Raw genomic sequence first — 19,307 nt, forward strand, 5'->3', positions numbered from 1 at the left:
AGAATGAAAAAGATTTCGTGATTGCCGATTCGATGATTGGGTGATTAAAATCACTTCATCGAAAATCATTAAATCACTTAATCGATAGGATCTAAAATCATAAATCAAGAAATTAATAGGATCATAAATCTAAAATTAACACATGAACTACGCAAATTTAATACGAATTGCTTTACGAGCCTTGGCAAACAACAAATTCCGGGGATTCTTAACCATGTTAGGAATCATTATCGGGGTGGGGTCCGTGATTTCCATGCTGGCTATCGGGCAAGGTTCAAAACGTAGCATTCGTGACCAAATATCAGAGATGGGTTCCAACATGATCATGATCCATCCCGGAAACGGGAAGTTCGGGGGAGTCCGTCAAAGTGCCAGCAGCATGCAAACGCTGAAACTGGAAGATTACGAGGCGATCGTTCGTGACGTGGACTTGATCGACAAATGTACCCCTTCCGTGAATTCAAGCGGTCAGGTTATATACGGAGCCAATAATGCCCCGACAACCATCTACGGAGTAAACCAGGATTATCTTGACATCCGGAAATTCAGCGTGGGGGAAGGTGAGATGTTCACGGATCACGACATCAAAACTTCCGCAAAAGTATGTATCGTGGGACAAACCGTCGTCGATAACCTATTCACGAAGGGAGAAGAACCACTGGGAAAGACCATCCGGTTCAACAAAACCCCCTTCCGCATCATCGGGGTATTGACTCCCAAAGGATATAACTCCATGGGACAGGACCAGGATGATATGATTATCGCCCCCTATACCACTATACAGAAACGTCTGTTGGCCATCACCTACATTCAAGGAATATTCGCCTCGGCCGTCACGGAAGACGATTCGGAAGAGGCTATCGAGGAAATATCCGCCATTTTGCGCCAAAACCATAAAATAGCTACTGGAGATGAAGACGATTTCCACGTGCGCTCGCAAGAAGAACTCAGCTCCATGATGAGTACGACAACCGACTTGATGACCGTCCTGTTGGCCTGTATCGCCGGAATATCCTTACTTGTCGGCGGAATCGGAATCATGAACATCATGTATGTATCCGTCACCGAACGAACCCGGGAAATCGGCCTTCGCATGTCCATCGGGGCAAAAGGACGACACATCCTATTCCAATTCCTTATCGAGGCGGTCATTATCAGCGTCACGGGAGGTATTATCGGGGTAGTTCTTGGAATCGGTTCATCACTTATTATTAAATACGCTATCGGCTGGCCCATATACATCCAGATGTATTCTGTCGTGCTTTCCTTCCTGGTCTGCACGGTTACCGGAATATTCTTTGGCTGGTATCCGGCACAAAAGGCATCCCAGTTAAACCCAATCGATGCTATACGATACGAATAGATTGCCGGGGAACCCGGCAGTTACAGGTTGCAAGTTTTTAAGTTACCGGTTCGACAGAACTTCTTCCATAAACTTGTAACTTGCAACCCTGTAACTTGTAACTTTTTTTATACCTTTGCAAGTGGAGAAAGACGATATAATGCAAAAGACACGGAACAAGAAGATATTAACGGGAGCCATCCACGTGCTTGGATGGGGAATATTCTTTGCCCTTCCCTTTTTCTTCTATCGCGGAGAAGGTGTTTCAATTACCCTGAACAGATATTTGGGATATTGTTTCGTCCCGTTAAGTTGCCTGATCATATTCTACACGAATTTTCTCTGGCTGATCGAACGGCAGCTTTTCCGCAGAAAAGTATCAACATTTATTCTAAGTAACATCGTTCTCGTGATGCTCCTGGGAGCTAGCCTTCATTTCTGGCAGGACTTTCACCGGAAACATTTATCTGAACCCGTTCCGAAAGCATTAAAAGAGTTACAAGAGTCCTTACCTAAACCGCCTCGGTACGTGTTTATCGCCCGGGACATGATGCTCATGGCATTGACCGTCGCCCTCAGCGTGGCAATCAAAATGACCGGGGGATGGTATGAAACCGAGAACGAGAAACAAGAACTAAAAAAAGCTCAGGCCGAGGCGGAACTTCAAAACTTGAAAAGCCAGTTGAACCCGCACTTCTTATTCAATACCTTGAACAATATCTACTCGCTCATCGCTATCAACCAGGACAAGGCCCAGTATGCCGTCCATGATCTCAGTCGTATGCTCCGTCACGTGCTATACGAGAACAACCAACATTTCGTGTCGGTAGATAAAGAATTCGAGTTCATGAAAAGCTATATCGAACTAATGAGTCTCCGCTTACCTAAAAGCACACGGCTGGAAGTTTCCATCCCGGAAAGAGGCAACGGAATCATGATCGCCCCGCTCTTGTTTATCCCGCTGATCGAAAACGCGTTCAAACACGGGGTCAGTAGCACGCAGGAATCATTTATAAACATTAAGTTCGAATTGCAGGGGAATAACCGGATCAACTGTCTCGTGGAAAACAGTAACTATCCTAAAAAAGACAACGACCGGAGTGGCTCCGGTATCGGGTTAACCAACTTAAAACGCCGTCTGGAGTTACTCTATCCCGGAAAATATATCTTTAAGGCTGAAAACCTTAACAACCGATTTATCACGGAATTGCTTATTCAACTTTAAAATTAAAGGACATGACTCTGAACTGCCTCATCGTGGATGATGAACCGTTAGCCTTGGATTTGCTAGAGAGCTACGTGAGCCGGACACCGTTCCTACACCTGATCGCACAATGTGATAGTGCAGTGAAAGCGCTTTCCGTTATAGAGGAAGAACCGATAGATTTGGTTTTTCTGGATATTCAGATGCCCGAACTCAACGGGTTGGAACTATCCCGTCTCGTGGGCAACAAAGTGAAAATCATCTTTACCACCGCTTTCGAACAATATGCGCTGGAAGGCTTTCGGGTTGACGCGCTAGACTACCTGCTGAAACCGTTCAACTACACGGAATTTCTCCGGGCTGCCACAAAAGCCTTACGTTGGATCGAAATGAGCCGGGCGGAAAACGTTTCCGCCAACGTGCCGGATTCCATTTTCGTGAAAAGCGATTACAAATTGATCCAAATCCTGTTGAAGGATATTCTTTACATCGAAGGACTAAAAGATTACATTCGTATCCAAACCGAGGACAAGGAGGGCGGTATTCTCACGCTGATGAGCATGAAAAGTATCGAAGACCATCTTCCCGGTGATATATTCATCCGGGTACACCGTTCCTATATTGTCAATATCAACAAAATTAAAACCATCGAACGGAACCGAATCGTGTTCGGGAAACTCTACATCCCTATTTCCGATTCTTACAAGGAACGTTTCATGGAATTGCTGGATAAACGAGCAATTAATTGAAAATTGAAAATTGAAAATTGAAAATTATATCTACCTTTGCGAACAGATAAATAGAATTAGTATTAGGAAAATTTGAATTCTTGAAAATGAGAAATTCATGAAAACATTTCATTTTCAACTTTCAATTTTCAATTTTCAATTGCCATGAGAAAAGACGAAAGATATAACCAGCGAGGAGTGTCCGCATCCAAAGAAGATGTGCATAACGCCATAAAAAATATCGACAAAGGTATTTTCCCGAAAGCTTTCTGCAAAATCATCCCCGATTACCTCGGAGGACAGAAAAGCTACTGCAACATCATGCACGCCGACGGGGCCGGAACCAAATCTTCACTCGCCTACATGTACTGGAAAGAAACCGGGGACTTATCCGTGTGGAAAGGTATCGCGCAGGACGCCTTGATCATGAACATCGATGACTTGCTCTGCGTGGGTGCCGTGGATAATATCCTGCTCTCTTCCACGATCGGGAGAAACAAGAAACTGATACCGGGAGAAGTTATCGCAGCCATCATCAACGGAACGGAAGAGCTGATCGAGGAATACCGGAAACTGGGAGTAAACATTTATTCTACCGGAGGCGAAACCGCAGACGTGGGGGATCTTGTGAGGACCATTATCGTGGACTCCACGGTGACTTGCCGGATGAAACGTTCGGACGTGATCTCTAACGACCGTATCAAGGCGGGAGATGTAATTGTAGGACTTTCGTCATACGGGCAAGCCTCTTACGAAACAGAATACAACGGTGGGATGGGGTCCAACGGACTAACTTCTGCCCGTCACGACGTATTTGCCAAGTATTTGGCGAAGAAATACCCGGAAAGCTATGACAACTCCGTTCCGGAAGAACTCGTTTACTCCGGAAAATGTAAACTGACAGACGAAATTGCCGGATTGGGCATTGATGCCGGGAAACTGGTATTGTCTCCGACCCGTACGTATATCCCGGTAATCAAGCAGGTGCTTGACAAGTACCGGAAACAAGTTCACGGTATGGTACACTGCTCCGGTGGAGCCCAAACCAAAGTGATGAATTTCGTGGAGAATATGCACATCGTGAAGGACAATATGTTCCCAGTTCCTCCCTTGTTCAAATTAATTCAGGAACAATCGGGAACCCCGTGGGACGAAATGTACAAGGTATTCAACATGGGTCACCGTATGGAAATCTACGTGGATGAAGAGATTGCAGATGACATCATCACCATTTCCAAAAGCTTTAACATCGATGCCCAAATCGTCGGTCGTTGCTACGATAACGATGAGGGAAAAGGTAATAAGCTCACGATAATCAGCGGACTCGGGAAGTTCATATACTGAACCGTGGGTTTGATTCTTAAAACCTATATATAATGTAGAAACGGGTTTCATCCCGTTTCTATTTTTTTATAGAAATCCTACCTCCTCAAACCAACTATTCTTATCGACCACCGGCTTTCAAGCCTATAAATGATAAAATATTTTAAGGAGGGTATCCAACCAGGATTCCCTCCTTATTATTATCAAATTTCTTTTCGTATCTGTTTCAATATTTCCAGCAATACTGGTATATTTTCTTTTACTGTATTAAAAATAACGTCGGCATCAACTTCAAAATAATGATGTACAATAATATCACGCATCCCCATCACTTCCCGCCACGAAATTTGAGGGTAATGAACTAGTAATCCTCCAGTTGTCAACTTATCTAAATTTTTAATACTTTCCCCAACGGCAATCAATTTCATACAAACCCCGTCCAACAAGAGCGTCCCCGTAGAAGAATCTAAAAAAGCATTAACACTATCAACAGTCTCCGTTCGTTCTAGAATAACCTCAACAGATTCAATGATTTTATCAAGTAAATGTAAAACCTTTTTATCATACATAAACGGCCTCCTTCTGAATATTTTGTTTCAAAACTTCATCCATTCGATCCCGCACACGAACCAAGTCCACAGGTCGCCCCAACAACTCTTCTAATTCATATTTGATCCGTGCCAAAGTAAATAAAGTCGGGGCTTCCCCCTCAAAGCAAATATCTATATCGCTAACCTCCGTTTCCTCCCCACGAGCAACACTCCCAAATATTCCCATCCGCGTGATGTGATAATTGGCAGCATTAGCTTTCATATATCCTGCAAGCAATTGTAAATATTCACTTATCGATTTCATAAAACATTATAAACTTGTTATTCACAAATATAATTATTATCTCAATCTAAAGCAAGTAACCTAATCGCTAATTATAATATTCCGGGCATCGTGCCTCCTTCATCATTCCCTCGCTGACTGCAATATCCGTCGAATTTGATTACGTACATTAATCTGGGCGCTATCCACCTTCGCCCGTTTGGAAGGGATAAATAGGTTCTTGTATTTAGCCTTCGTAATCTTGAATTTCATCTTCTCCATCGACCCGTAAATATCTACTCCCAATTTGAAGGGTACGGGTGATTTTAACACGGAAATATGGTAATTAAAAGTCATGTCAATCTTATGTTCTCCACCCACGGCCACCTTGTAACGATCCACCTCAACCAAGAAGGGGAACACTTCAATCATACCATCCTTGATGCGGAAGTCCACGGCCACGCTATCAATCAGATTACGCTCCTTGTTTTTAAACATCAACATTTTGGAAATCTCCGAGAACGTCTCCCCGTCCATCAACACCAAATCCTTACCATCAATGTAAGCCACAGCCCTCAAGGTCGGTAAATCAACCATCATTGTAGAATCCAGATCTGTCTCCGCCGCCATATGGAAATCTACCAGCCCATCGAAAGAGCGTAGCATCGGAACGATCGAATCCAAAGATGGCATAAAATTAATCAACGCCCCCACGTCAATATCATCCATTCGTAAATCGAAACCGGTATACGCTTTCTCTTTCCCGGAAGCCTTGTACAACATCGTGGTCTTCACATCTGCCGCCATGGAACGCATACTCAAATCCGACAACTCGATACATTGATTTTGCATCACCACTTTCCCGTGAATACTATCCAATTCCAACTTTCCATACAACACCTTCTTAATATTCGTCTCAAACGTGAAATCAACACCGGGAGGAACAACAAAAACAGACATGGTAGAGTCAGCCACGTACGTGGAATCTGCCGCCAAATCCACATCAGACAATTCATCCTCACTCAATTCCTCTTCTGTCCCCCACTTCATGTTCATTCGATTGGCAGCCCCAACTTCCATAGCTTTCATCAATTGATTGCAATTAATCATATTCGATCTCACCTTCAAATTAGCTTTCAAATCCTCCTGCCGCAAAAATGCACCCGCCAGATTGTACACTTCCCCGGTTAACAAAAGATCAGAACGTCCCATCTTCAACTTTGCACCATTCAATTTAATATGTCCGGGACTTAAAGTAATCTTCGTCCCCGGCATACGCATCCGCAGAGGAAACAAGGGGGTGTATACCCGCATATCCTTAAAGCCGACCACCCCACTGGCGAGCCATTGACGTTTATTTTTCCGGTCCGGAACTCCCGAAAGATCAAATCCGGCATTCGCCAGTCGTAAACGATTCCCTCTAGCTCTTACCCGTAAACTATCCATATTGACCTTCGCTTTTACTAACGGGAGCTTTTTATCTTCCGGAGAGGGAGCCAAGGCAAAATTAGCCGTGCTATTTCCCATCCGGAACCGCAGGGAGTCACCCATCACCAAGTCAATCCACCCGAAACGAATGTCTGCCGACATTGAGGCGACTGCCGTGGTATCCCGCAAGGGAGAAGTTTTTACCTTCACGTAAGAAGTATCCATGTGAAAGGTTAAAGCATTCTTCCACTGTATATCGACACTATCAAAACCAAAGATTCCATTCAATAGGTTCTTTTCCTGCAAGATAGTCTTATCTTCCATGTTGGTTCCGAATCCCAATATCACAGATTTTGAACGTAATCTCAAACTATCCTTTTCGCTGGCTAACAAAACATTCTTTAATTGACACCCCCCTCGAATATCCAGTTTTCCATAGTTTTTATTCTTTATGTCAGCCAATAAAACATTTCCTTTTAGCCCAGCATTCAAACTTCCCGTCAATGTCACCTCCTCTTGTATCGGGAATATTTTGGGTAATATAGAGAAATCGACATCCGCCTTCACGCTCGCGGTAATCAAAGGATTGGAAAGTAATTGATCCACCCGGCCATTTAAATCCACATCCACATCTGTTCCCTTCACGCAAAACCGGTTTAATTTCAAAAACGAAGGTTGTTCTTTCTGTAAATCAACGACACCTTCCAAGTCAACATCCAATTTATCCAACGAATAAGGCATCCCCGCGTATTTCACGGAGCCTTCATTTATTTTGAAACGAGCATCCAACACGGGAACTCGATCCTTTCCATATTTCCCCTTCAACGTTCCCCGGCATAACACCTCTCCCGATACCGTCACGTTTTCATCATGTTTTAGTACTGTTTCCGGAACAAGGTCAAGCAGGGTTTTCAAAGAAGGAACTTTTATCCCAAAGGTCAGGTCCACGTCCAACAAACGATTCAATGTATCTGCCTGTAAACGTCCTCCTACCCCGAATTTCATTCTATTCACCCTCATAACAGCTTTATCCAACACGTAAAGCATTGAATCTCGATCCAGACGCATTCCTGTTTGCAAAGCAAATCGCAAGCGTTTCACGAGTAAATTACCTTCTTGCCAGAAAAGAATATTCTTTGCTTTCACATCCAACAGCAAGTCCGCCTTCCGCTCCATAAAATTTCCATCGATTTTCAAACCGAACCCCTCCAATCGGGCATAAAGTTCATTCGCACGATCATCAAACACGAGTTTTCCTCCCTCAATACGAATGTTACGAATATCAATACTTTCAATCAATTTTTCTTGAATCGTATCCGTCTCCACCATGACCACTGAATCCTGTTCAGCAGACTCCCGCATTACATTCCAACCGGGAACCCCGTTCGTGTCAATATAAGCGTAAATCTGCGGTTCTTCCAAACGCAATTCTTTCACGATAACTTCCTTTCGAGACAGATAAGCCATCGGGTTCACGATCAGCCGACAACGCTTGAAACTCATCAATGAATCAGTAGCGGCATAAACATTCTCCTGTTTCAACGAATCCTGAAAGACTTTCGTCACCACGCTACCATTTCGCATCTCAAGCCCGAATTCCGGGAAAGTCGAGAAAAAGGTTAACTCGATCGCATCAAAATGTACTTCCGCATTCAAAAACTCGTTGGCACTTTTCTCCACGATAGGAGTCAACTTTTCAGGAGTAAAAATAAAATTCAACACGATGCCTATCGAAGCACACACTAATATCACCAATACTAATAGTGAAATAAAGAAATACTTTAATAAACGCCACATCACGATGTTAGATTTAATTATCTGATTAATTTCTTAATTTATGATTTTAGATTAAGTGATTCCCTCCCGCTAACCAACATTTTTTTTATCATAAATCAAATACTTTTCTCTCACCTTCATAAACCCCGCAACCTCATCCTGCCAGCCGGCACGAATCTCTTCTTCCGTTACTCCATCCTTCAGTTGTTGCTGCACTCTATCATTTCCCACCAACTTGTTGAACAAAGCATTAAAGAAGGGTTCCGTGCCTTTATACTCTTGATAAGCCAGCAATAACCAAGCCAGATTCAGACGTTTCATCTTTAAAATAGTGTGGTATTCTCCCTGCAAATCCATGCCGTAACAAGTTTGCCCCTTGCATTTGGGCTGCATACTCATTCCCTTAATCGGGCGAGGCACGTAAGAATAGGGCATACCTTTCAAGCTCGGATGCCCGAACACCTGAAACGGACGTAGCGTCCCTCGTCCCTCGTTGATCGCTGTTCCCTCAAAAAAACAAGTTGACGGGTAAAGCATGATGGAAACAGAATCCGGCAAATTCGGAGACGGGGCATAAGGTAACGCCACGGGTTGTTCCCGACTCCATCCCTCGCAAGGGATCACGGTCAGATCACAGGTCACGCTATCTTTCAACCAACCTTCCCCGTTAATCATTCCGGCATATTCACCTATCGTCATCCCGTACACGACCGGAACCGGGTGCATCCCGACAAAAGACTTAAACTCTTTCTGCAGGACCGGGCCATCCACGTAAAAAGCATTCGGGTTAGGACGGTCCATCACGATCAAGGGAATGTTCTGTTCCGCACAGGCCTCCATCACGTAATGTAACGTGGACAGATAAGTATAGAAACGTACTCCCACGTCCTGTATATCAAAAATCATCACGTCTATTCCCGACAGATCCTCCGGCTGGGGTTTCTTTTTCTTCCCGTACAGGGACACCACCTTCAAATCACTCCCGGCATCAATATAATCCCCAACGGTCTCCCCGGCATCAGCCGTACCCCGAAATCCATGTTCGGGACAAAAAATTCGTACCACGTGAATACCTTTTTCCAACAGGAAGTCCACACTATGCACCGTGTCTACCCGGGAAGTGTGGTTTGCCACGATTCCAACTCGTTTTCCAGTCAACAGATTCCGGTAAACCTCAAACCGTTCAATCCCGTCTTGTACATTCACGGAAATAGCATCCGTACACGCGGATGCTATCACCAAAAATAATATTAAATATCTCATCGATTACTTCGTCTTCTCTTCCTTATCTTTATAATCAATCACCATGGTGTTCAGGATAGCATCTACTTGTTTCATCATATCCCGTTTCTCCTCGTTCGGATAGTACACGTACCCCATCATATAGATCACTCGCTGATGTTCCTCATCCAACACCACGTTCAACTCATACGGTCCCGCCATGAAATCATTCACCACCATCCACAAGCCGCGGAATAACACGGCATAATGCCCGTTATACTTGTATTGCACGGCTGTATAAGGTACCTCCAGATCCAATGCCATATACGATCCTTCATGCGGACCGGGAATATGTTTCTTCAACTCCTCGTTCACCCGATCAAAAATAATGGCATAATTAAACTGGCTCTCATGCTCGTACTTTTCAGTAAAAAATATAATACCTTTACTATTCTTAGTCGTTTCACTCGACATCCACACGAAATCAGTCGTATCCTTATTCACGTAATATCCTGTAGGACAATACAACAATATATTATACTTCTTCTTGAACAAATTAAAGATCCGGGTATCCGCAGTCCGCTTATAAACCGATATTAGCCGATCACGCTCAGCCTTAGCATAAATACCAAGAATTCTTAACTTATTCTCATCAAACAACTTGAAAAACGTTTTCCTATCCGGGGCTGCAATCTTTATATACTTCTGTGTTTTGGCCCACGGGCTATCTGCATACTGCACGTAAGCAGAGTCAATAGAAGGAGAAATCACGACTTGCAACACGTTACGGTGTCCCTTCATATTCTTATCAAAATACTTCTCCGGCAGGTTAAGCACATCAAAAATCGGTTCTGCCTGTGGCAAACCATCCTGTTCCTGTCCAAAGAATTCCCGGATCGTATCACCCACGGGACCATCCCACGTGTTCTTCTCGGCAATAATCAATACCTGATTGATTTTTCCTGTCACGGCAGGCATCAGGTTCTTCGTGGCATCCTTACAAGAACCTAACATTAAAACCATCACGAAAACAAATACAATATTCTTCATAATAATAGAATTGAAAGTTGAAAATTGAAAATTGAAAATGAATCTCACTCTCAATACAATATTAATTAAACCCCTTCCTAACGATATATATAATCAAAAACACAGCATATTTTCAATTCTGCATTTTCAATTGCTAAAACTTACTATTGGCCTCATCCAAGATACCTTTCACCGACCCCACGATAATCTTGGCCTCAACCATCACGGGAATACGATACTCGTCATCACTTACCCATACCTTCATGTTCTCTCCCCCTTTAAACACGTCACCAGCCACGAGCAAGGGAGAAAACACGTGACACATCCGCCGCCCGCTATCCGTTTTCACTTTCTCTTTCCCCAAGTAACGAACATATAAATCATATATTTTATCGTCCAGTAGAATACGTATCGGGATCTGGTCTCCTTTCTTGTAGTTATCAAAATCCAATTCCCTTGCATACCATGCCACGGACAACATATCGTACGTGTCCGGCAACAATTTAATCGTATCCTTACGTTGGTATTTTCCGATCCGGTGTATATCAGCATGGATCACCCCGCTATCGTAATCCCACACGTAATCGAACGTTTTATGGTAATTCCCCTCGTGCGCTTTTCTCGAAAACTCGTAAGGTTTATAGGTCATGCTATCATGATGCGATATCAACGTATCTCTCAGCTTGAACACCCAGTCCCACGAAGGATTCGAATACCCCACGGCAAATATACACTGGGCATTCGGATACTTGTCGGAAGGCTGTACGGTCATTTCCACCGAACCCGCGTTAATCCAGATAAAGCTCCAGTTGTAATAGCCCCTGTAAGTCAGTTTCTCTATCACGTTAGGCAACTTCTTCTGCGATATGGCAGGAAGGCTCACAAACAATGTAACTATCAATATAATCGTTCTCATCGATTAGTTCTATTTCTTTTTTTATCTCCTTCTGTATTCTTCTTTTTACTCGGATCTTCTCTCTTATACGTTTTACTCATGTCAAAGTCTTGCTCGACATCGAAATTCTTTTTCAATTTTATCTCCGTGGGCAAATATTTTATCTCTTCCGGCTGCAAATGTTTCAAGTAATTACCCGTGTCCCATTTCCCGTTTCCGTTCCGGTCGAGAATAGCCCGGATCATATAAGTTCCCTCTCCCAAGTAATCAAAGATGACCTTCCCATCTCCCTTGATCGTCCGTTCTTCCAGCACCTTGATCTCCTTATCGCCCTGATAAAGTTGCAAGATAATCGGGGTTGTAGCCTCCTTCACGTTCACGATAATATTCCCGTAATCCTCGATCGCTTTCGTTTTAAAATCCTTCACGAGCTTGTTGTTATACAACCCGTAAATACTATATATTCCCATCGAATCGATCAACAGCTGATATTCCGTTTCCGGCTTCCATTCTTTCTCCACGTAATACCTACGAATTTTCAGACTATCATGTTTCAAGTTAAAGTCAACCGGGGTCAAAACGGAATCCACCATTTCCAACAATTGGATATTCTTCAACCCCTCCTCCACGATCGGACGATCAAATTCCAGTGTGATATTCTTATTCAAATCCACCGTACTACCAACCCCCGCGCTAATCTCCATAAACTTAATTGCCGGAATGGAATCCTGTTCCTTCTTACGCTTACCCTTGGGCTCCGGTTTGTCCTTGTAATAGAATTTAATCGTATCCGCAAGCAACACTCGTTTACCAAGCGAATCCGTCCGCAAATAACTGGCCTCTGCCACGAGCGAATCGATCTTGTACACCAAAGAGTCCTTTATCCACAACTGAATCGTATCCCTCCCGGCAGAACGTTCCTCGATATACCAATCATCCTGATCAATCTTATCTAACAGATGTACCCCTAACAATCGTACGTTCAACTGGTTATCAGCAGGTATACTGAAAGTAAAATCCAATCGTTCCCGCTCCTTACGAGCCTCATCAACCAGATACAATTGAGTCTTTTCCTCGTCAAACATCGGGATAAACAAGTTTGTAGGTCCGAACATGGTGAAATCACGCCGGACAATCGTGTCTTTTGACACCACTTTGAACTCCATTCCCTTCTTCGTTCTCCGTCCCTCGACAACCGTCGTGTCCGGGTGAATCGTATCATAAACTGTCGTGGGGAACGATATAGTCTGAATCAAAGAATCAATGAAACCCACTTTTGTCTCTGAAGGCACAAACAAATAATTTCCTCTCGCATCATCGATTGCCATTACCCGATAGGTATCATCCTTAATATTAGTCACCCGAAACATTCCGGCACTATCCGTTTTAGCCACGTAACTCGGCAAATCGGTCAACGCCACGGAATCCGCGGTATTCTGGTAGAACATCACGGTAGCACCCAGCACGGGCAACTGCGTTTGCATATCAATAACCTGTCCCCCGAGTTCCATCGAATCCAGTTGCGGCCCCGTGGAAAACACGTACCGATAGAAACCGAGCGGGTTTCCCTCGTTATTATCCACGATTGCGTCGGCAAAGTCCAGCGTGTAAGTCGTATTCGGTTTCAAAGAATCCTGAAACGTCACCCGCACGTATTTTCCCCGCAAGCTCACCCGGGCTTTCTTCTTCATCGGGGGAGACATCACGAATTTCTTGTTAATATCCTTTAATTGAACATATTCGTTGAAATAAATATCAATCTGTTTTCCCTTGAAATTCGTTGAAAAAGATTCCGGAACCTCCTTGATAACCTGAGGGGGAGTCACGTCCTTCTCTCCTCCCTGCGGGTAACCCCTGTTTGCACAGGCATATATAATCAACGCCACGATAATAGCGACAAAACAGAATCCGTTCCAAAAAAATTTATTCATAGTCCTCAAAAATATTAACTTTACAAAACTAGGGAAAAAAAGCTAAAATCCTTTCAATTTTAGATTTAAGATTCAAGTTTTTTTAGATGCTGCCGGACTTCCCCAAACAAGCAACACTTACCCGTACTCCCTTGATTTTACTCAATTCCATCATACACGCCCGGATCGTGGCTCCACTTGTCACGACATCATCTACCAGCAACACGTGGCATCCCTCCACCCGAGTAGTATTTCCCAGCTCGAAAGCCTTGGCCACGTTATCAGCCCGTTGTCCCCGTTCCAAACCTGTTTGTGAAGGGGTGTTTACCACTCGCCTCAACACTTCCGGCTCGATCCGTCCTCCTAAAACACTTGCAATCCCCGTGCCAATCAGAAAAGCCTGATTAAAACCCCGTTTCTTCTCCCTTTCGGGATGTAGCGGCACGGGAATAATACAATCAATCCCACGAACATCTTTCATCCGCTCTCCCAACATTTTCCCGGTCCACACGCCCAATTCCCGGTTGGAACGATACTTGATGGCGTACACTAATTTATGAAAATCACTTGCCCGGTCATAACGGAACAACCAGTATAAATGCTCGATTCCCAAATCATCCGTAAGCACCCTGTCCGCCTCCTCATCAACTCCCTCGTTCAAAGGCAAACCGCTTAAACAAGCTGAACACAAAAAAAGCTCACCATCAACCAGAACATCGCCACACACCACACACGTGCGGGGATATAACAATCTGAAAAAGCGGGAAAAAATAGAAGAAACAAACCGTGTCATTGTTTGACAAAATTATACGTGATCGTTCCCGTCTGTCGTTCCGGGGCCTTCTCGTCAACGTTAAATTCCGACTTCAAGGCTGCATCTACTGCCACCTCCCGCAAAGAATCATCTTTATTCGACTCCGCATCCACCACCTCAGCCTTAATGACCCGTCCTTGCCGGTTCACGACTACCGCTACCACGATTTTTCCACCGAATTCGCATTTATAAACAGGAATCGGCAGATAAGTCTTGTAACGCCCTTTTATATTATATGACACGCTGCTCTTCCCCACGTAAACCGTGGATTGGAGTGAATCCAACATCCGTTCCTTCTTATCCCGCTGGACACGAATACTATCCTCCTTGTAATGCTTGTTTTTATTCGCCCGGTAACGTCCCCCATAATCACTATCAATCTCCTCCTGAATCTGTTCAATATACTCTTCTACTCGTTCGTGAGGCTGGGTTTCAGCATTTTTCTTCACGGCATCCTCGTTCACCGCCAACGAACGCAACATCTCGTTCACCTCCTCGTCAGCGCTTTGTTGGAGAATTTGCTCCTTCTTTTTTTGCTCCTCTTGCTTTTGCTGAACGATTTCCGGTTCCGGCATATCAATCTCGATTTCCATCCTCTGTTGCGAATCCAAACGTGAAATTCCGACACAAACCAAAAAGATAGCAAGCACGAGATGAAAAATTACCGTACCCATCACACCATGTCGGTGTTCCTTCAACCAATCCAATAGAGAATCTCTAATAGCATATATATCATTTTTCACGCTCATAACTTTACTCGAATTTAATCGCCTTCACCGGACTAATCTTGGAAATCAGCATCGTCGGGACAATCAACATTAAAACGGTTATCACGATCACTCCTACATTCAATAATATCACGTATCCGAGACTAAAATTAATTGGAACCGTGTCCATATAATACGTCACAGGATCTAGATGAATCACACGGAATATCGCCTGAATTCCTGCCAAAACAAAAGCCAGCACATTTCCCCATAACATTCCTTTAATAATCAATCCCGCCGATATGTACAGGAACAATTTTCTCAAAGAAACATTTTTGTAGCCTAACGCTTTCAATATCCCGATCAAAGTAGTCTTATCCAGAATCAAAATCAATAACCCCGACACCATATTAAAACCGGCCACCGTGACAATCAAAATCAGGATCACCCACACGTTCATGTTCAACAACGCCAACCAGTCAAAAATTTGCGGAGCCACGTCGGCAAGCGTCTGTACCTCGTAATTTCCACTCGCATCATACACGACATTTTCCACCTCCTCTACCACCTCGTTTAATCGCTCCACATCCTCCAGTTCGATAGCAATCCCGGAAACCTCCCCCGGCCCCCAGTCATTCAATTTCGCCAGATGTCGTTCATCAACCAACACCATCACGTCATCATACTCCTTGAAACCCGTGTCGTAAATTCCGGCAACGGTAAACACTCTCGCTCTCGGCGGGTCCTGCACGAAATGGGCCGTGACTTTTCCCCCGACACCGATTTCCAGCATATCCGCCACGGATGCAGAAATTAATATTTCATTTGACGCCCGTTCCGTTTCAAAATCAGGCATTTTCCCCTCCTTCAGATTCTCCCTGAAAAAAACAACATCATACCCCACATCTACTCCTTTTAACACCACCCCGTGAATCTCCTCTTTACTCTTAAATATCGCGGGCTTTTCGATATACCCGTACACGTTCTTCACTCCTTCCACCTCTTTCAAGCTTTTCACCAGACTCTCCGATTCACGGACCACTCCCCCCTCATTCGTCGAACCGGGGACAAAAGGCACCACGCTCAAATGAGCCGTGAAACCCGACAATTTTTCGGTGATCTCGTACTTAAACCCCGTGATAATAAACAACGACAATAACATCACGCACAACCCCAAGGCGATCCCAACAATCGCAATCTTCACGATCGGCACCGACACGGATTTCGTGCCGTCCCCTTTCAACAACCTACGCGCAATGTACCATTCCAGATTCATAACAATTGAAAATTGAAAATTGAAAATTGAAAATGACGATCACTTCAATACTCCAATTTCCCGGTTTTATCATGCAAAACTACGAAAACAAAAAGAGATTAGAAAGGGACAGTCTAAGAAAGTACATTTAGACACTCCTTTCGGGCAAATCGGATCTAACTAAATCAGCCAAGCAATTCTAAACAAGTTATGAACAATGGTATCCTTTCTATCCAATGCCTGTTCAATCAAAAGATTAACCGTCTCAAGAATAAATTTAGCGAAAAATTTTATCCCAAAACATCTTGGATGTCTTTACCGATTTTTTCTATCTCCGGATAAGAATAAATTAAATTAGAAAGTAATTCCTTTTCAAATGAATGATGTTTCGCAAGAACAACCCTATATTGTTCTTCCCCCGCTTTTTGCTTTTCGTAACGAATATGTGATTTTACAACCTCACGCCCTTGTGACACCAAAATACGAAACATATCATGCCCCCGCAAATACAGATAAGTAGTTTTCTTATTTAAACCAAGCACTTCGTGCAAATACGCCTCTGTTTCCGACGAAAAAGTTTTCTCTTTTGATTTGATTTGTTCTAATTGAATCTCCACTCTTTCACGAAGAACATCCAATATCTTTTTCCCATTTTCCGCAATAGACCCATCTACTTTTATCATACCGCTCAACACGTCACGAAATTCCTCGCGAGTAAAATTCTTGTTATTTACACGAATACAATGCAACAAATACACGAATAAAGGATAAATGATCTCCGAAAATTCTTCGACAAAACGAGGAAATGAAAATATTAAATCCACAGAATCATCCTCACAAGAACGACGTAAAGCACCTTGCAGATTATCTTTATAACAATAATGATTTTCAAAAGAATACGTGTACGTTTGCAACACGTAATGCATGGCAGAAATCTCTTTTTCTTGCATCAAATAGCGAAAATCGCTATCCACGGCTATAAGGAATTTCTCGTCCAAAAAATCTTTATATTTAAAACACTGTTGGCACCCGCTTCCCGATGTTCTAGAACCGTACACGAAGTAGAATGTGGCTTCTGGCTTGTAATGCTTTAACACGGAACTCCAAAACTCTTTATCATTCTTATCTTCCATGTAAATAACTGCCCTACGGCCAGACAAAGATAAAGAAGCTTTATATCGCTTAGCTTCCAATTGCCGAAATTGGTACTCCTCCGGGGTCATCTCTCTGTCAATATATTACCCATAAACACCAGCTTATCCCCCCAACCGTCTGCGAAAATATTCGGGGAATGAGTAGTTAAAAACACCTGACAATTCGGATTAATTTCAAACAACGTTTCAATCAACTTATCCTGCCAGTCCATGTGCAAAGAAATCTCCGGTTCATCAAGCAATAACACGGCTGTTTGTTGCTTCATCAAGAAAACGGTAAATAAAAGAATCAATACCTGTTTCTCTCCTGAAGAAAGCTGCTCAATAGTTAATATCACTCCTGTTTTATCAAAAACAATCTCGTTTCGTTCATTAATATGAATTGTTTTACCAGTGGAGGCAAAAAAACGATTTATAATATTCAAGAAATCATGTATATGCTCTTGACTCACGTTTTCTCTTGGCCGGGTCGTTGTCTCCAAACGATAATCCGTAAAAGAATAAACATCTTTCTGACGTTGGTACAACAGCATGTCCAGTTGTTGTGTCAATTGAGATTGGGCACTTTTTTTTGCCGATGGAATATCAAAAGTATTCACGTAATATACGTCGAAACTATTTTTCGTTTCCCACAACACACTCTTTTCAGAAACCTCGTAACGGATCATACCTTCACCCACGCAAACAGTCACGTTTTTAACAAGTTCTTTCAATTCTTTTGTGTTTCCCAACAACAAAAATCGCAGAATATTCAATAAAGTACTCTTCCCTGATCCATTACTCCCGACAAGAATATTTACATCCGGATGTATATTATCCCAATGTATATCACCCTTTCCACCCCAAATTCCCTCTATATTTATCTGCTTTATTGCCATTCTCCTATTCTTTTGTAAATACCTTTACAAAGGTAGGAAAATTTCTTTTCAAAATAACAGCTCGACTTTATGAACTTTCAGAACCAATGGTTCAACTTTATAAACGAAAGGCGTGGTAAAGTTTTTACCACGCCCCTCTCCCTATTAAGCATCTTTCTTATCCCGTTCCTGTTCAATCAAAAAGATCAACCGCTTCAGGAATATCACCAGCTCGTGCGTCCGTTTGAAAATATCCCGTTTCAACTCCCGGTGATTCGAAATCTTCACCCCGAACGCACGTTCGACCAACCGGATCACCTCTCGATACTCCATCACCATCCCATCCGGTGTCCGCAACACCTTCGCCAAGTAAATCCCCAGCATCAGTTCCGCAATCTCCATCTTGCTATTGTTCGATGTCCAGAGTGACAACGGCTCGTTATCCGAATTCCCGGCAAACCATTCCGGTTTCTCCTGTCGTTCTCGCACCAACCGAATCTCGTGCTCCACCCGTCCTTTTAGGGCATGCAGGCATAGACTCACTATAGCCTTTTTTTCCAGTCCCGTCACCAGTTCTATACACCTCTTCCCAAACCTGCAACCGAATACGAAGACTCTCCAAACCTCGAGTTACCTCTCTATAATCTCCCACACTCTCGTCCCATTTCACCAAATCATTCACAAAATCTTGAACCATCTCTTCTATTTGCTCGTCCGACATTTCACGAGCACCCTCTTTCAACCAAAAAAATAACTGTCCTTTCAATAAATGTTCCATAATCACATCATTTTAATTTATAAAAAAACCACGGGAACTCTTCTCCCGCGGCCTAACATTAACATATTAATCA

18 protein-coding genes are annotated in these 19,307 nt (G+C 43.3%); 4 read left to right on the forward strand and 14 right to left on the reverse strand.

Going from position 1 to position 19,307, the window contains the following annotated elements:
• Positions 1-142 precede the first annotated feature (142 nt).
• The 4 genes from R8806_RS09775 (at position 143) to R8806_RS09790 (ending at position 4,618) form a co-directional block, all read left to right on the forward strand.
• Entirely contained in the window at positions 143-1,363 is a 1,221-nt protein-coding gene (locus R8806_RS09775) for an ABC transporter permease (protein ID WP_087420952.1), read from the forward strand.
• A 139-nt stretch (positions 1,364-1,502) separates the two neighbouring features.
• On the forward strand, positions 1,503-2,567 hold the full coding sequence (locus R8806_RS09780) for a sensor histidine kinase (RefSeq protein ID WP_124317731.1): 1,065 nt from the start codon (positions 1,503-1,505) through the stop codon (positions 2,565-2,567).
• 11 nt (positions 2,568-2,578) lie between these two features.
• Positions 2,579-3,295, forward strand: a complete 717-nt coding sequence (locus tag R8806_RS09785) for a LytR/AlgR family response regulator transcription factor (RefSeq protein ID WP_151411515.1) — start codon at positions 2,579-2,581, stop codon at positions 3,293-3,295.
• Between the two features lie 144 nt (positions 3,296-3,439).
• Positions 3,440-4,618, forward strand: coding sequence for an AIR synthase related protein (locus tag R8806_RS09790; RefSeq protein WP_151411514.1), 1,179 nt, complete (start codon positions 3,440-3,442; stop codon positions 4,616-4,618).
• A gap of 182 nt (positions 4,619-4,800) precedes the next feature.
• On the opposite strand, the gene R8806_RS09795 is transcribed toward R8806_RS09790, so the two are convergent.
• The 14 genes from R8806_RS09795 to R8806_RS09860 form a co-directional block, all read right to left on the reverse strand.
• Positions 4,801-5,166: a HepT-like ribonuclease domain-containing protein gene (locus R8806_RS09795; protein WP_124317982.1), complete on the reverse strand. Its 366-nt coding sequence runs from the start codon at positions 5,164-5,166 to the stop codon at positions 4,801-4,803.
• Positions 5,159-5,452, reverse strand: a complete 294-nt coding sequence (locus tag R8806_RS09800; RefSeq protein WP_124317983.1) for a nucleotidyltransferase family protein — start codon at positions 5,450-5,452, stop codon at positions 5,159-5,161. Before R8806_RS09800 ends, R8806_RS09795 begins: the two co-directional genes overlap by 8 nt.
• Positions 5,453-5,554: 102 nt before the next feature.
• Positions 5,555-8,635, reverse strand: coding sequence for an AsmA family protein (locus tag R8806_RS09805; RefSeq protein ID WP_151411513.1), 3,081 nt, complete (start codon positions 8,633-8,635; stop codon positions 5,555-5,557).
• Between the two features lie 69 nt (positions 8,636-8,704).
• Complete coding sequence (locus R8806_RS09810; RefSeq protein ID WP_124316818.1) at positions 8,705-9,877, reverse strand: exo-beta-N-acetylmuramidase NamZ family protein; 1,173 nt, start codon at positions 9,875-9,877, stop codon at positions 8,705-8,707.
• A gap of 3 nt (positions 9,878-9,880) precedes the next feature.
• Positions 9,881-10,885: a DUF4837 family protein gene (locus R8806_RS09815; RefSeq protein ID WP_124316819.1), complete on the reverse strand. Its 1,005-nt coding sequence runs from the start codon at positions 10,883-10,885 to the stop codon at positions 9,881-9,883.
• Between the two features lie 133 nt (positions 10,886-11,018).
• Positions 11,019-11,780 (reverse strand): DUF3108 domain-containing protein, encoded by a 762-nt coding sequence (locus tag R8806_RS09820; protein WP_087420945.1) that lies wholly within the window; start codon positions 11,778-11,780, stop codon positions 11,019-11,021.
• Positions 11,777-13,690, reverse strand: a complete 1,914-nt coding sequence (locus R8806_RS09825) for an Ig-like domain-containing protein (protein ID WP_124316820.1) — start codon at positions 13,688-13,690, stop codon at positions 11,777-11,779. The genes R8806_RS09820 and R8806_RS09825 overlap by 4 nt, the downstream gene beginning before the upstream one ends.
• A gap of 82 nt (positions 13,691-13,772) precedes the next feature.
• Positions 13,773-14,462: a ComF family protein gene (locus tag R8806_RS09830; protein WP_124316821.1), complete on the reverse strand. Its 690-nt coding sequence runs from the start codon at positions 14,460-14,462 to the stop codon at positions 13,773-13,775.
• A complete protein-coding gene (locus tag R8806_RS09835) occupies positions 14,459-15,232 on the reverse strand; it encodes an energy transducer TonB (RefSeq protein ID WP_118304442.1) in 774 nt (257 codons plus the stop codon). The genes R8806_RS09830 and R8806_RS09835 overlap by 4 nt, the downstream gene beginning before the upstream one ends.
• A 4-nt stretch (positions 15,233-15,236) precedes the next feature.
• Positions 15,237-16,466, reverse strand: coding sequence for an ABC transporter permease (locus tag R8806_RS09840; protein ID WP_124316822.1), 1,230 nt, complete (start codon positions 16,464-16,466; stop codon positions 15,237-15,239).
• A 269-nt stretch (positions 16,467-16,735) separates the two neighbouring features.
• The gene (locus R8806_RS09845; RefSeq protein WP_124316823.1) at positions 16,736-17,668 is read right to left on the reverse strand and encodes a DUF4435 domain-containing protein; all 933 of its coding nucleotides are present in this window, start codon (positions 17,666-17,668) and stop codon (positions 16,736-16,738) included.
• Positions 17,665-18,477, reverse strand: a complete 813-nt coding sequence (locus R8806_RS09850) for an AAA family ATPase (RefSeq protein ID WP_124316824.1) — start codon at positions 18,475-18,477, stop codon at positions 17,665-17,667. Before R8806_RS09850 ends, R8806_RS09845 begins: the two co-directional genes overlap by 4 nt.
• 144 nt (positions 18,478-18,621) lie before the next feature.
• Positions 18,622-18,999 carry a hypothetical protein gene (locus tag R8806_RS09855; protein ID WP_164719634.1) on the reverse strand — a complete coding sequence of 126 codons (378 nt, stop codon included), beginning with the start codon at positions 18,997-18,999 and terminating at the stop codon, positions 18,622-18,624.
• The gene (locus R8806_RS09860; RefSeq protein WP_124316826.1) at positions 18,896-19,234 is read right to left on the reverse strand and encodes a hypothetical protein; all 339 of its coding nucleotides are present in this window, start codon (positions 19,232-19,234) and stop codon (positions 18,896-18,898) included. Before R8806_RS09860 ends, R8806_RS09855 begins: the two co-directional genes overlap by 104 nt.
• Positions 19,235-19,307: the final 73 nt, after the last annotated feature.

This window comes from Butyricimonas faecihominis (assembly GCF_033096445.1).
GTDB lineage: Bacteria > Bacteroidota > Bacteroidia > Bacteroidales > Marinifilaceae > Butyricimonas > Butyricimonas faecihominis.

Excerpts from the sequence above, each read along its gene's own strand:
- R8806_RS09775 (WP_087420952.1), top strand. The coding sequence starts at position 143 with ATGAACTACGCAAATTTAATACGAATTGCTTTACGAGCCTTGGCAAAC.
- R8806_RS09780 (WP_124317731.1), top strand. The coding sequence starts at position 1,503 with ATGCAAAAGACACGGAACAAGAAGATATTAACGGGAGCCATCCACGTG.
- R8806_RS09785 (WP_151411515.1), top strand. The coding sequence starts at position 2,579 with ATGACTCTGAACTGCCTCATCGTGGATGATGAACCGTTAGCCTTGGAT.
- R8806_RS09790 (WP_151411514.1), top strand. The coding sequence starts at position 3,440 with ATGAGAAAAGACGAAAGATATAACCAGCGAGGAGTGTCCGCATCCAAA.
- R8806_RS09795 (WP_124317982.1), bottom strand. The coding sequence starts at position 5,166 with ATGTATGATAAAAAGGTTTTACATTTACTTGATAAAATCATTGAATCT.
- R8806_RS09800 (WP_124317983.1), bottom strand. The coding sequence starts at position 5,452 with ATGAAATCGATAAGTGAATATTTACAATTGCTTGCAGGATATATGAAA.
- R8806_RS09805 (WP_151411513.1), bottom strand. The coding sequence starts at position 8,635 with ATGTGGCGTTTATTAAAGTATTTCTTTATTTCACTATTAGTATTGGTG.
- R8806_RS09810 (WP_124316818.1), bottom strand. The coding sequence starts at position 9,877 with ATGAGATATTTAATATTATTTTTGGTGATAGCATCCGCGTGTACGGAT.
- R8806_RS09815 (WP_124316819.1), bottom strand. The coding sequence starts at position 10,885 with ATGAAGAATATTGTATTTGTTTTCGTGATGGTTTTAATGTTAGGTTCT.
- R8806_RS09820 (WP_087420945.1), bottom strand. The coding sequence starts at position 11,780 with ATGAGAACGATTATATTGATAGTTACATTGTTTGTGAGCCTTCCTGCC.
- R8806_RS09825 (WP_124316820.1), bottom strand. The coding sequence starts at position 13,690 with ATGAATAAATTTTTTTGGAACGGATTCTGTTTTGTCGCTATTATCGTG.
- R8806_RS09830 (WP_124316821.1), bottom strand. The coding sequence starts at position 14,462 with ATGACACGGTTTGTTTCTTCTATTTTTTCCCGCTTTTTCAGATTGTTA.
- R8806_RS09835 (WP_118304442.1), bottom strand. The coding sequence starts at position 15,232 with ATGAGCGTGAAAAATGATATATATGCTATTAGAGATTCTCTATTGGAT.
- R8806_RS09840 (WP_124316822.1), bottom strand. The coding sequence starts at position 16,466 with ATGAATCTGGAATGGTACATTGCGCGTAGGTTGTTGAAAGGGGACGGC.
- R8806_RS09845 (WP_124316823.1), bottom strand. The coding sequence starts at position 17,668 with ATGACCCCGGAGGAGTACCAATTTCGGCAATTGGAAGCTAAGCGATAT.
- R8806_RS09850 (WP_124316824.1), bottom strand. The coding sequence starts at position 18,477 with ATGGCAATAAAGCAGATAAATATAGAGGGAATTTGGGGTGGAAAGGGT.
- R8806_RS09860 (WP_124316826.1), bottom strand. The coding sequence starts at position 19,234 with ATGGAACATTTATTGAAAGGACAGTTATTTTTTTGGTTGAAAGAGGGT.